Origin of the sequence: Micromonospora sp. NBC_01392 (assembly GCF_045040125.1) — a bacterium.
GTDB lineage: Bacteria > Actinomycetota > Actinomycetes > Mycobacteriales > Micromonosporaceae > Micromonospora.
The window spans coordinates 6,652,500-6,664,811 of record NZ_CP109549.1 but is presented as its reverse complement, the minus strand read 5'-3'; the positions used below and the strand labels follow the sequence as shown (position 1 = coordinate 6,664,811).

The 12,312-nt window shown below is 74.2% G+C and carries 9 protein-coding genes; 5 read left to right on the top strand and 4 right to left on the bottom strand.

The features are described 5' to 3' along the window. The first annotated feature begins 2 nt into the window (after positions 1-2). Positions 3-986, top strand: a complete 984-nt coding sequence (hemB, locus tag OG767_RS29150; protein WP_405091336.1) for a porphobilinogen synthase — start codon at positions 3-5, stop codon at positions 984-986. Here hemB and OG767_RS29145 read toward each other — a convergent pair. After that, the gene (locus OG767_RS29145; RefSeq protein WP_405091335.1) at positions 980-1,558 is read right to left on the bottom strand and encodes an NADPH-dependent FMN reductase; all 579 of its coding nucleotides are present in this window, start codon (positions 1,556-1,558) and stop codon (positions 980-982) included. The two genes, hemB and OG767_RS29145, sit on opposite strands and share 7 nt — an antisense overlap. Positions 1,559-1,621: 63 nt before the next feature. Between OG767_RS29145 and OG767_RS29140 the strand changes: the two genes are divergently transcribed. Together OG767_RS29140 and OG767_RS29135 are read left to right on the top strand one after the other, a co-directional pair. Beyond that, positions 1,622-1,963, top strand: coding sequence for a MerR family transcriptional regulator (locus tag OG767_RS29140; RefSeq protein ID WP_405094341.1), 342 nt, complete (start codon positions 1,622-1,624; stop codon positions 1,961-1,963). A gap of 486 nt (positions 1,964-2,449) precedes the next feature. After that, the gene (locus tag OG767_RS29135; protein WP_405091334.1) at positions 2,450-3,109 is read left to right on the top strand and encodes a multiprotein-bridging factor 1 family protein; all 660 of its coding nucleotides are present in this window, start codon (positions 2,450-2,452) and stop codon (positions 3,107-3,109) included. A 23-nt stretch (positions 3,110-3,132) separates the two neighbouring features. Here the strand turns inward: OG767_RS29135 and OG767_RS29130 are convergent, their stop codons facing one another. The 3 genes from OG767_RS29130 to OG767_RS29120 form a co-directional block, all read right to left on the bottom strand. After that, positions 3,133-6,405, bottom strand: coding sequence for a lamin tail domain-containing protein (locus OG767_RS29130; protein WP_405091333.1), 3,273 nt, complete (start codon positions 6,403-6,405; stop codon positions 3,133-3,135). 94 nt (positions 6,406-6,499) lie between these two features. Beyond that, positions 6,500-7,516, bottom strand: a complete 1,017-nt coding sequence (locus OG767_RS29125; protein ID WP_405094340.1) for a GNAT family N-acetyltransferase — start codon at positions 7,514-7,516, stop codon at positions 6,500-6,502. A gap of 72 nt (positions 7,517-7,588) precedes the next feature. Further along, complete coding sequence (locus tag OG767_RS29120) at positions 7,589-8,959, bottom strand: lytic murein transglycosylase (protein WP_405091332.1); 1,371 nt, start codon at positions 8,957-8,959, stop codon at positions 7,589-7,591. 38 nt (positions 8,960-8,997) lie between these two features. Here OG767_RS29120 and OG767_RS29115 point away from each other — a divergent pair, with 38 nt between their 5' ends. Further along, complete coding sequence (locus OG767_RS29115; RefSeq protein ID WP_281938278.1) at positions 8,998-9,219, top strand: zinc ribbon domain-containing protein; 222 nt, start codon at positions 8,998-9,000, stop codon at positions 9,217-9,219. A gap of 125 nt (positions 9,220-9,344) precedes the next feature. After that, on the top strand, positions 9,345-12,155 hold the full coding sequence (locus tag OG767_RS29110) for an ATP-binding protein (RefSeq protein ID WP_405091331.1): 2,811 nt from the start codon (positions 9,345-9,347) through the stop codon (positions 12,153-12,155). The last annotated feature ends 157 nt before the right edge of the window (positions 12,156-12,312 follow it).

Below are 12,312 nucleotides of genomic sequence, written 5' to 3'. Positions count from 1 at the left end.
CCATGCCGTACCCCGAGATCCGGCCCCGCCGGCTGCGCCGCAACGCGGCCGTGCGGCGGCTGGTCGCCGAGACCCGCGTCGCCCCGGCCGAGCTGGTCGTGCCGATGTTCGTCAAGGAGGGGCTGACCGAGCCACGGGCCGTCGCGTCGCTGCCGGGGGTGCTCCAGCACTCCCGGGACTCGCTGCGCAAGGCGGCGGTCGAGGCGGTCCAGGCCGGGGTCGGCGGGATCATGCTGTTCGGGGTGCCGGCGACGCGGGACGAGACCGGCTCCGGCGGCCTCGACCCGGACGGCATCCTCAACGTGGCCATCCGGGACGTGATCGCCGAGGTCGGTGACTCGACGGTGGTGATGGGTGACCTCTGCCTGGACGAGTTCACCTCGCACGGGCACTGCGGCCTGCTCACCCCGGACGGCGGCGTGGACAACGACGCCACGCTGGCCGCGTACGCCGAGATGGCGGTCGCCCAGGCCGACGCCGGGGTCCACGTGGTCGGGCCGTCCGGGATGATGGACGGGCAGGTCGGCGTGGTCCGCCGGGCCCTGGACGCCGCCGGGCACCAGGACGTCTCGGTGCTCGCGTACGCCGCGAAGTACGCCTCCGCCTTCTTCGGCCCGTTCCGGGACGCGGTGGAGTCGGCGCTGGACGGCGACCGGTGCACCTACCAGCAGGACCCGGCGAACCTGCGGGAGTCGCTGCGCGAGGTCGAGCTGGACATCGCCGAGGGCGCCGACATGGTGATGGTCAAGCCGGCGTTGCCCTACCTCGACGTGGTGTCGGCGGTCCGCGCCGCGGTGGACGTCCCGGTCGCCGCCTACCAGGTCTCCGGGGAGTACGCGACTGTCGAGGCCGCCGCCGCCAACGGTTGGATCGACCGGGAGCGGACGATGCTGGAGACGCTCACCTCGATCCGCCGGGCCGGCGCGCAGATCATCCTCACCTACTGGGCGGTCGAGGCGGCCCAGCTGCTCCGCGAGCGCTACTGACCGTACGGCCGGCGCTTGCGGGCGGCGCGCAGCGCCTCGCCCCACCAGCCCACCTCGTCGAGCGTCCCGTCGGCGGCCCGCCCCAGCGGACCGTCGTCGACGAGCCGGCCCTGCTGGTCGAGGCGGTCCCACGGCGCGGTGAGCACCACGCCGGTGCGGGTGGTGGTGGCGTGCAGTTCGGCGAAGACCAGTCGGAGCTGCTCGACCGCGCGGATCCCGCCCGAGCCGGCGCCGTACGAGACGAACCCGACCGGCTTGGCCACCCACTCCCGGTGATGCCAGTCGATGGCGTTCTTCAGGGCCGCGGGGAAACTGTGGTTGTACTCCGGCGTGACCACGACGAAGGCGTCGGCGGCGTCGAGGCGACCGGCGATCGGGCTGGCCGGGTTGCCGCCGGGCGGCGTGTCAGCCAGCGGGAGCGGCACCTCGGCGAGATCGATCAGGTCGGTCCGGAAGCCGCCGCGACGGTCGGCGTGGTCGACGAACCAGTCGGCGATCAACCGACCCATCCGGGGCCGGCGGACGCTGGCGACAAGCACGGCAAGGGTGAGCGGCAGTTCTTGCGTCGTCATGTGAGGGACGCTAAGACTTGAACAAATGTTGAAGTCAAGCCGTTCCGGGGGAGTGTCGTGGGCATGCTGACGGTGGGCGAGGTGGCGCGGGAGGCCGGGGCCAGTGGTTCCGCGATCCGTTTCTACGAGCGGCAGGGCCTGATCGCGGCCAGCCGGACCAGCGGCAACCAGCGCCGGTTCGGTCCCGATGCGGCATGCCGGGTGCGGGTGGCCCGGGTGGCGCAGCGGATCGGCCTCAGCGTCGGTGAGATCCGGGACCTGCTCGCGGCGCTGCCGCCCGAGCCGGACCTCGCCGACTGGCAGCGGCTGCACGACGGGCTCACCGCCGAGGCCGAGCGACGCATCGCCGAGCTGCACGCCGCGCTGGACGACATCCGCTCCGGCCGCCGACTCTGCGACCTGTGACCCCGGAGCCGGCGCATCCCCCTGCTCCGCGCCCGCGCCCACCCCCACGCCCGCGCCCACGCCTCGCATGCTCGGTGCGGCTCCCGCTCTGCTCGCCGTTCCGTGGGATGTCACGAACCTCCCTGGTTACGGAGCGTAAATTTCCGTCCCCCTTAGGTCGTGCCCTCGCGCGCCTTTGCTCTGCAGCCAATGGCGCATCGGGCACAGTTTGTTACCGCTGACTCCGTGGCTGCAAAGCAAAGGCGAGGGCAGTAGCACTGTCAATGAGCGCCAGCGGCCAGCTTATGCCCGTTTTGGTAACTTTATTGGCCCGAAGATTGTGATACCTCCAGTGACTGCCGTCACTCATCGTGATAATTACTTTCCGTATCTGTGGCGCGCGCAGCTCGCCAGGCTGCATAGCGGCTGTCAGCGCCGGCCGGCGGGTTTTCCACAGCGGGAAGTGCGGGGGTTGCCGGGCTCCCGAGGAGGCGCGAATGTGGCGGGGTGACAGAACCCGGCGACAGCCCTCCCGCGGCGGCCGCGACACCCGGCGCGAATGAAGCAGCCACGGCACCCGGGGAAGGCCACGCGCGAGAGGACGACCACGCGCGAGAGGACGCCCACGCGCCCGAGGGCGGCTCGGCGGCGCTGCTCACCGAGCCGTTCGACATCCCCTTCCCGGCGGCCGGGATCGTTCGCGCGGTTCGCCGCCGCGCCGACGCCAGCCAACGTGAGCTGGCCCGGTTCGCCCGGGTGCACCCGACCACCGTCGGGCGGATCGAGGCCGGCACGCTCGTGCCCAGCGTCGCCATGTTGTCGCGCATCCTCAGCGTCGCCGGCTTCCGGCTGGTCGTCGTCGACGAGGCCGGCACGGTGCTCAAGCCGATGCGGGACCGGGCCGACCTGCGCGACGGTGCCGAGCGCCGATACCCGTCCCACCTCGACGTGGTCACCGACCCGGAGCCGGGGGAGTGGTGGGCCGACATCTACGGGCTGGCCCGGCCGCCGGAGACGTTCTACCGGGACCGCGCCGTCCGGGACGCGCTGCGGCGGCGCAGCCAGTGGGAGGTGCGGGTGGCCAAGTACCGGAACGTGCCGCCCCCACCCGACCCGCAGCGGCGCGGACACCGCAGCGGCCCGCCGCCCGGCTGGAGAGCCGGATGACGGGCCGCAGCGCGGAACACCGCTCAGTCGTCGTTCAGGATCGTCCCGACGCCGGACGGGTCGGTGAGCCGGAGCCCCGGCACGCCTGCCACGTACAGCGTGAGCTGCTCATTCGCCTCGCGCTTGCGGTCGCCGCGCACGGTGACCGGGAAGGCGAGCGAGGTGCGGCCGGCGGCCAGCACCCGGCAGCCGACGTACGGGTCGTAGTCCGCGCCGGCCTGGGCCGTGGTGCCGTAGGTGGCCGCGCAGAGCAGCGCCGGCTCGGAGAGCGGACGGGACACGGTGACGGTGAACGTCATCGTCGTGGTGCCCTTGTCGCCCTCGGTCACCGACGTGTCGGCCACCCGCAACGCGGCGCGGGAGCGGAACCGGGCCACCGTCGGGTCGTGGTCGCTGGCGCCCCGGTCGCCCAGGTCCGCGGCGTCGGTCGGGTAGTCGGCGTTGATGTGCGCCGTCCGCACCTGCACCAGGTCGTCGTGCATCGGGTCGTTGACGAACATGTTGTCGAGCGTCTGCGCCTGCCCGCTGAACGTGTACGAGTACGCCGCCGCCGGGGCGTCCGCGACCAGGTCGTCCCAGAGGTTGTGCAGGCCGGCCTGGTAGAGCGGGGCGAGCTGGTCCGACGGGGTCGGGTTCTGCCCGGTCGCGATCGGGTCGTCCGGGCGCGGGAAGACGTTCAGGTCGCCGCCGTAGACCACCCGGGCGTCCGGGTCGGTCGCCTCGACGGCCCGCACCAGCGCGGCCCCGTACGCGGCCTGCTCGCGGCGCTGCCCGACCCGGCTGTCCGGCCCGGAGGAGAAGTGGTTGGCGACCGCCCAGAGCGTGAAGCGCTCGCCCGAGCCGGGCGCGGCCCGCACGGTGAACCGGGCGAGCTGCGCCGCGCGAGTGTAGACATTGCTGCCGTCCACCCCGGTCGACCGGTCCACGTCGTCCGGCAGCACCGCGTTGAACGCCTTCGGGTTCTGCACGTCCGCGTTGGACGGCAGCGCCGCCGAGCGGTACTGCACGGTCGGCGCGGAACCCAGCAGCGGGTCGGTGGCGGTCGCCTGGGCCAGCGTCAGCCGGTCCGTGCGGTAGAGGAACGCCGAGGCGATGCCCCGGGCGTCCGCACCGGTCCGGTCGTACGCGGCGGCGTAGGCCGGGCCGCCCGCTGCCGCCACGGCCAGCGCCAACTCCTGCACCGTGTCCGGCGCGCCGTCGGCGTTGTTGGTGTCACCGCAGGCCAGGCTGCCGTCGACCACCGAACAGATGTCCTGGTCCTCGGCCTCCTGCACCAGGATCAGGTCCGGGCTGTGCAGCGAGTTGACGATCTGCCGGGCCTGCGTCGCCAGCTTGGCGGCGTACGCCTCGGGGCTGGCCGGCACGTAGTCGAACGGCGGGCTGACCCCGGGGCATCCGCTGTTGCCGGCGAAGTCGCAGCCGTCGAACGGGTCGTCCCGGTAGTCGTACAGGTTCTCCACGTTGTAGGTGGCGACCGCGACCTCGCCGTTGCGGTCCGCCGGCTGCGGCGGGTTGTTCTCCGCCGGGTCCGCGCCACCGGTCAGCGTGAGCTGCTCGGGCTGCACGCTGTACTTGCTGAACGCGTACGAGACGGAGCCGAAGGCGTCCTCGGTCAGCGTGTCGAACGTGCGCGCCTCGGGCAGCAGCGCGCCGGAGTCACCGGCGGTCGCCTTCACCCCACCGGCGCCCAGCAGGATGCGCTGGTTGTTGCCGTTGTCGAAGAGCGTGCCCGGGATGTCGTCAAGCGGGTGCGCGTCCCGGAACACCCGGCGGGCGTACGGGTCGGACCGCTTCATGATCGGGTCCTCGCGGTCCAGCACGTAGATCTCGGAGTCCGCGGTGGAGGAGTAGATGTGCCGGGGCGCGGAGACACCGCTGCCGGCGCGGACCCGCACCCGCTCGCCCTCGTGCCGCTCCCAGAACAGGTCGGCGGCGTCCGCCTCGGCCGGCGGGACCGCGTCGACCACCCGGACCGCGGTGTCCACGTCGAGCCCGGAGTCGAGCTTGCGGACCAGCGAGGCACCGGAGAGCTGGGTCTGGCTGAAGTATTCGGAGACCCGGCCGCGCAGCACCACCTCCTCACCGACGGTCGGGGCGTAGCCGCCGATCAGCGTGGTGAACGAGCCCATGAAGACGAAGATGCCGTCCGAGGTGAGCGGGTCGCCGTCCTCGCTGCCGAGCCGGCTCTGGAGGTAGAAGCCCCACTGGTCGGCCCCGGCCGAGGTGCGGGTCAGCGACTTGCCGGTGATCACGCCGCGCACGTCGTACAGCGTGGTGCTGGTGCCGTTGCCGGTGGCCGGCGCGAACGGCGACCGGTCGGTGCGACCGCTCTCGTCGTCGGCGGTGCGGCCCTGCACCTCGCCCACCGACAGCACGCTTGTCGCCTGCACGGTGAGCGTGCAGGTGGCGGTGCCGCCCTCGGCGTCCGTCGAGGTCACGGTGACCGTGTAGGCGCCGGCCGGCAGGCCGGTCGCGGTCAGCGTGGCGGTGGCGGTGCCGCCGGTCGCGGTCGCCGGCGTGAACGCGGTACGGCTGATCGAGCCGCTCGCCGGCGACGGCACGACCGAGGTGACCGCCAGGTCGGTGATCGTGTCGTCGACGTCGGTCGCGGTCACCTCGCGGGTGGCGGTGGCGCCCGCCTCCAGGGTCAGCGCGCCGCCGCAGGTCAGCGTCGCCGGCCGGTCGACCGGGCCGCCGCCGTCGACGGTGTGGCTGCCCAGCCCGTCGAACGTGTCGGTGGCGTAGCCGGCCCACTGGGCGGCCGGGTCGAACGGGTCGGCCGGGTCGGTGTCGCCGGCGCTCACCGAGGGCAGTCGGCGCAGCGTGTTGTCGGCGGTGCTGGTGAGCCCACTGCCCCACTCGGTGCCCGGGTCCACGCCCACCTGGCCGATGGAGTCGACCACCGTCTCGCCCCTGCGCAGCACGATCGCGTCGTCGCCGTTGAACAGCGCGCCGCCGTACGTCTGGTCGGCCTGGGCGAGAATCGCCGGCGCGGCCGACGCGGCGGCGAAGACGAACACGTCCCCGGCGGCGACGGTGCCGGTCAGCGCCACGTTGGTCGAGGTGCTGGCGCCGTTGAAGAAGAGCTGGAGCTGGTAGCCGCCGGCAGCCAGGTCGACAGGCGCGCCGGTGCCGTTGAACAGCTCGACGGCCTTGTTGTTGGACGACCCCTCGACGTATTCGGAGATGAACAGGTCGGTGGGCGCGGCGCTGGCCGCGGGGGGTGCGATCCCGATGGCCGTGACGGACACGGCCGCGGTGGTCGCGAGCGCGGCTAAGGTGCGGCACGGGCGCATGGAGCCTCCACGATGGGTGGGCGGGAACTAACGCACGTTAAGGGTCGTGGCGGGCCGGCGTCCATCCCCCGGGCAGCCGTTTGGTGAACAGGCGTCAGCGGTGGGGGTCCAGCCGGTGCACCAGCTCGGCGACGTCCACGCCGTACTCGCACCAGTCGCGGTCGGGTTGGTAGCCCAGCTCCGCGTTGACCTTCAGCATCGACTCGTTGGCCTGCGCGTTCCAGGTCTGCACCTCGGTCAGCTCGGGCTCGGCCGAACGCAGCTCCAGCAGCATCCGCGCCTTGATGGCCCGGTCGATGCCGTAGCCGCGGTGGTCCCGGACCACGATGGTGTCGTACTGGTCGGCCCGGGTCGGGTGCTGCGCCGGCACCACCACCTCGGTCAGCCCGGCCACCTCTCCGGTCTGCTCGTGCAGCGCCAGCACGATGTACGGCTTCATGCCCCGCCGGTGCAACGTGGCGAGGCTGTCGCGGAGCCGCTCCGGATCGTAGGAGCTGGGGCGCAGCTCGCCGTCGTCGGCGTCGCGCACCTCGGCCTTGGCCCGCGCGTACGGCTCGATCAGCTCGTCCGGCGGCCCGCCGGGGCAGAACTCGACGTGGTAGCCCGCGCCCACTTCGGCGGCCATCTCGGTCAGCGCCGGCCAGTCCACCGCGGCCAGGTCGAGCACGCTGCGGGTCTCGACGTACTCCCTGGTGAAACCGAGCGCCTCGTAGAACGCGACGGCCGGGGTGCCGCCGACCACCTCCACGCCGATCGACTGGAAGCCCTCGTCCCAGACCCGGCGGGCGGCCACCCGCACCAGCTCACGGCCGATCCCGGTGCGACGCAGCGTCGGATGCACCAGCACCTCCAGCACGCCGATGCCGCCGAGCAGCAGCACGTGCACGTGCCCGACGATCGCACCGGGCGTGCCGTCCGGCGCCGGGTCGTCCTGGGCGACCCAGGAGATCCGCCGCTCGCCGGGCATCACCTCGGAGAGGTACTCCCGCAGGGAGTTCGCCTGCCAGGGCGGATCCTGGGGCAGATCCGCCGCCAGGACCGCGTTCAGCGTGTCCAGCAGCGACGCGATCTCGGCGGACGACGCGGTCCGAGGGTCCCACTCGCGCACCATCACCCGTACAGCTTGCCGTCAACCGCAGCTAGACGGAAGGGTTGAGTCCGCGAATGTACGCGCGCCGTCACGTCACGTGCCGCTGCGCCGCCCGTACTCGTCGGCCTTGGTGAAGACGTCCTGCGCGTACCGGCGAACGTCGTTGTAGGAGAGGATGGCGCCCCACCAGTCGCCGGGAATGGTCATGTTCCGGCCGCCCTTGCACAGGTATTCACCGGCGGCGAGTGCCGCGTCGTCGATGTCGTGCGGGTTCTTCACCCCGTCGTTGTCGGCGTCCGCGCCGATCTCCTGCCAGGTGCTGGGAATGAACTGCATCGGGCCGAGCGCCCGGTCGAACTCCTTGTCGCCGTCGAGCAGACCCTGGTCGGTGTCGAGGATCCGGGACCGGCCGCCCTGCCCGTCGAGCCGCGCGCCGAGGATCTCCGGCACGGCCACCCCGTTCGCGCCCAGCTTGGCCTGGTTGGCCGAGCCGTGCCCGGACTCCACGAAGCCGATCGCGGCGAGCGTGGTCCAGCTCAGTTGGCAGCTGCGGTGGGTCTGCGCCAGCACCAGCTCGGCGTAGCCGTACGCCTGGAGCGCCACGGTCGGGATGTCGGTGGCGCGGCCGACCTGCTGCGCCCAACCGGCCAGCGCGTCGGCCGGGCGACCGCCGGGCAGGACCGGGTTGGCGGTCGGCCCGCCCGGCAGCGGTGTGCCGGTCGGCCCGATGGTGCCGGGCAGGCCGGTCGGGCCGGTGGGCGGCGGCGCCCCGGTCAGCCCCGGCACGGCGCCGGTCTGCGGCACGCCGTAGACCGGGGGAGCGCTGGTGGCCTCGACCGCGACCGGCTCCGGCTTGCGGACGGCCGCCGGCACGAGCACCGCGCCGGCCGCGACGGCGGCCCCGACCAGGGCGAGCAGGAACAGCGCGGGCAACGTGGTGCGCCCGCTGGGTCGGCGTGACCAGTCCCGGGTGGCGCGGGCCGCGCCCGCGGCGAGCTGCCCCGGCCGGACCGGGCCGGCGTGCGCGAACGGCATCCGCCGCCGCCGACCGCCGGCCTTCGGCACTCCGGGCTCCGGTGTGGACGCGGCCCCGGTTGCCGGCGTGGCAACCGGATCGGACGTCGCCCCCGACGCGGAGGCCGCCCCGGTCGTGGACTTCGCCCCGGTCGCGGACGTCGCCCCGGTCGTGGGCGTCACCTCGGGGGAAGGCGTCGCATCGGGCGTGGGCTTCGCCTCCGCCGCCCTGGCGGGCTCCGCCTCCGCCGCCCTGGCGGGCTCCGCCTCCGCCGCCCTGGCGGGCTTCGCGGTGGAATCTGCCGGCGGAGCCGGCTTCGCGGGTGGGGCGGGCTCGCCGCGCCGTGGGCCGGGAACCGGCCCGGCGCCGCCGTCGGGCGGCGCGGCGGGTCGCAGGGGCCGGGCCGTCGCTCGCCGTTCGCCGTCCACCACCCGTTGAGTATCACCCATCCGTGCGACATCGTCAGGCCCGGCCGTACGCTGTACGCATGCCCCGGTACGAATTCCGTTGCCGCGCCTGCGGCGACACCTTCGAGGTCAACCGCCCGATGGCCGAGGCCGCCCGGCCCGCCACCTGCCCGCAGGGCCACGCCGACACGGTGAAGCTGCTCTCCACCGTGGCGTTCACCGGCCGGGGTGGCTCCGGCCCGGCCGGCGGGGCACCCGCGCCGGCCGGCGGGGGCTGCTGCGGCGGCGCCTGCGGCTGCTGATCCCCGTCGGGCGTTCTTCGCCGGTGGGAACTTTTGGTCGGAATCCGCCTACCCGTTCTCACGATGCGTGACGACGCGGTCATAGGGCAGCATGAACCCGACGTCAGCGGGGGGAGGTTCGACGCATGTCGCCACCGATCCACCTCCCCAGCGGGTGGGTGACCTTCGTGTTCACCGACATCGAGGGCTCGACCCGGATGGCCCGGATGCTCGGCCCGGTCTACCGTCCGGTGCTGCGGGAGCATCGCCGGCTGCTGCGCGACACGCTCGCCGGCACGGACGGGTCGGAGCTGCTGACCGAGGGCGACTCGTTCTTCCTCGCCTTCCCGGACGCGGCCGCCGCCGTGCGCGCCTGCCTGACCGCGCAACGCGCGCTCGCCAGCCACGACTGGCCCAACGCCGACGCCGTCCCCCGGGTCCGGATGGGCCTGCACACCGGCTACGCCGAACCCCGCGACGGTGAGTACGCCAGTCCGGAGGTGCACCGGGCGGCCCGGGTGGCCGCCGCCGCGCACGGCGGTCAGGTGCTCTGCTCGGCGGCCACCGCCCGGCACGCGGATCCGCTGCCGGACGGCGCGTCGCTGCTGGATCTCGGCCTGCACCGGCTGCGCGGGTTCGACGACCGGGAACGGCTGTTCCAGCTCGTCGCGCCCGGTCTGGAGCGGCGGTTCCCGCGTCCGCGTACCGCCGACGCGGCGGCGCACAACCTGCCCACCCAGGTCACCTCGTTCGTCGGCCGGCACTTCGAGCGGGCCGAGCTGGGGCGGCTGGTCGAGGCGTACCGGCTGGTGACCGTGCTCGGCGCGGGCGGCGCGGGCAAGACCCGGCTGGCCGTGGAGCTGGCCTCCGGGATCGTCGAGGACTACCCGGACGGCGTCTGGTTCGTCGACATCGCCGCGGTGACCGACCCGGGGCTGGTCGCGTTCGAGATCGCCGCCGTGCTCGGCCTCCGCCCGGAGCCGGGCCGGCCGATGGTCGACACCCTGGTCGAGTACGCCGCCCCCCGCCGGATGCTGGTGGTGCTGGACACCTGCGACGCCCAGCCGGCCGCGTCGGCCGAGGTGATCTCCCGGCTGCTGGCCGGTGGCCGGGGGGTGCGGGTGCTGGCGACCAGCCGGGAGTCGTTCGGCGTACCCGGTGAGGTGGTGTGGCGGATCCCGCCGCTGTCGGTCGACGAGGTGCCCGACGGCGGCGCGAGCGACGCGGTGGCCCTGCTGCTGGACCGGACCGCGGCGGCCCGGGGCGGCCGGCCGCCGGCGGCGACCGAGCAGGCCGACCTGCGCCGGGTGGTGCGCCGGCTGGACGGGCTGCCGCTCGCCATCGAGCTGGCCGCGGCGCGGCTGCGGGTGCTCTCGGCCGGGCAGTTGGCCGAGCGGCTCGACGACATGCTGGGCACGCTGGACGCCGGCCGTGAGTCGGCGGAGCCGCCCCCGGTCGAGGCCGGTTGGAGCGGCAACCAGCAGGACACCGTGGACCTGGTGGCCGCCGCGACCGGGGCGGCCCCGCCGACGCCGGCGACCCGGGCGGTGCAGCGGTCGGCCAGCGAGCGGCACCTGACCATCCAGGCCACGGTGACCTGGTCGTACCGGACGCTGGGCGCGCGCTCGTCCCGGCTGCTGCGCTGGATGGCGGTCTTCGCCGGCCCGGTGGACCTGCCGACCGTGCAGTGGCTGTTGGACGAGGATCCGCTGGACCCGCTGTCGGTGCTGGTCGACAAGTCGATGGTGCTGGCCGAGCCGCACGCCTCGGGCAGCACCTACCGGATGCTGGACCCGATCCGGGCGTACGCGGCCCGCCGGCTGATCGAGACCGGTGAGGAGCAGAGCGCCCGGGACCGGCACGTCGCCTGGTGCCGGCACGCGCTGGACCGGGCGCACCTGGGGCCGGACGGCCGGCCGGTGACGCTCTCCCTGTACGCGCTGGACCCGCTGGCCGGGGAACTTCGGGCCGCGTTGCGCTGGTGCGCCACCGGGGGCAGCGCCCGGTCGGGGCTGCACCTGGCCGGCGGGCTGGACCAGTGGTGGCGGGAGCGTGGCCTGGCCCGGGAGGGGCGACTCTGGCTGTTCCGGCTCTACGGCCGGATCGCCGAGACGGGCGAGGACATCCCGGAGGCCGAGCTGGCCGCCGCGTACCACATGCACTCGCTGCACGCCGGCGCGGACGGGGAGTTCGCGGAGGAGCTGCGCTACTCGCAGCGGGCCGAGGCGGCCGCCCGGCAGGCCGGTGACCTGGGCCTGCTGGCGCGGGTGCTGGCCGGCCGCGCCGCGCCGCTCGTGGACATGGGCCAGTTCGCCGAGGCGGAGCGGATCTGCCGCGAGGTGATCGACTGGGCGTACGCGCAGGACGTGGTCGGCGACGCGCTGCTCGCCGTCTACAACCTCGCCGAGCTGCTCTGGCGTCGGGGCGCGTTGGACGAGGCGGCCGAGGTGCTCGGCGCGGCGCGCCCGGTGGAGGCGACCCGCCCGGTGGAGCGGGGCCGCCGCTCGGTGGACATGCTGCTCGGCATGGTGGCGCTGGCCCGGGGTGATCTGGTCGCGGCGCACGAGCACCTGCTGGTGGCGTTGCGCTCCCGGATGAGTCACGGCTACCTGGGTCGGGCCTGCGACACGGTGAACGCGATCGCGGTGCGCTGTGCGCTGGCCGGGGACGCGGTGGCCGCGGCCCGGCTCTTCGGCGCGGCCCAGGCCACCCGGGCGAGCCTGCGCGCCACCCCGGGCATCTACGAGCCGTACTGGCTGACCCGGCAGGCGGAGCTGCGCCGGACTCTGGGCGACGAGGCGTTCGACGCGGCGTACGGCGCGGGGGCGGGCCTGCGGTTGGACGAGGCGGCAGCGCTGGCGCTGCACATCGAGCATCCGGACCTGTCGGCCGACTCACTCTGGTTCGGCCCGCCCACCCCCCGCCCGGCGGCCGAACCCCGCAGCACCACAGGCTGACCCCCACCCCACCCCCACCCCCCACCCGCCCCCTGTTCGCAGATTCACGGAAAGAGTGGCTATTGCGGCCCGGATAGCCACTCTTTCCGTGAAAGCGTGCGCGCCCGGGGTGGGGTGGCGCGGAGCGCCCCGGGGTGGGGTGGGGGTGGGGTGGGCG

Coding starts and splice junctions, on each gene's coding strand:
- hemB (WP_405091336.1), top strand. CDS start 3: ATGCCGTACCCCGAGATCCGGCCCCGCCGGCTGCGCCGCAACGCGGCC.
- OG767_RS29140 (WP_405094341.1), top strand. CDS start 1,622: ATGCTGACGGTGGGCGAGGTGGCGCGGGAGGCCGGGGCCAGTGGTTCC.
- OG767_RS29130 (WP_405091333.1), bottom strand. CDS start 6,405: ATGCGCCCGTGCCGCACCTTAGCCGCGCTCGCGACCACCGCGGCCGTG.
- OG767_RS29110 (WP_405091331.1), top strand. CDS start 9,345: ATGTCGCCACCGATCCACCTCCCCAGCGGGTGGGTGACCTTCGTGTTC.
- OG767_RS29120 (WP_405091332.1), bottom strand. CDS start 8,959: ATGGGTGATACTCAACGGGTGGTGGACGGCGAACGGCGAGCGACGGCC.
- OG767_RS29145 (WP_405091335.1), bottom strand. CDS start 1,558: ATGACGACGCAAGAACTGCCGCTCACCCTTGCCGTGCTTGTCGCCAGC.
- OG767_RS29125 (WP_405094340.1), bottom strand. CDS start 7,516: ATGGTGCGCGAGTGGGACCCTCGGACCGCGTCGTCCGCCGAGATCGCG.
- OG767_RS29115 (WP_281938278.1), top strand. CDS start 8,998: ATGCCCCGGTACGAATTCCGTTGCCGCGCCTGCGGCGACACCTTCGAG.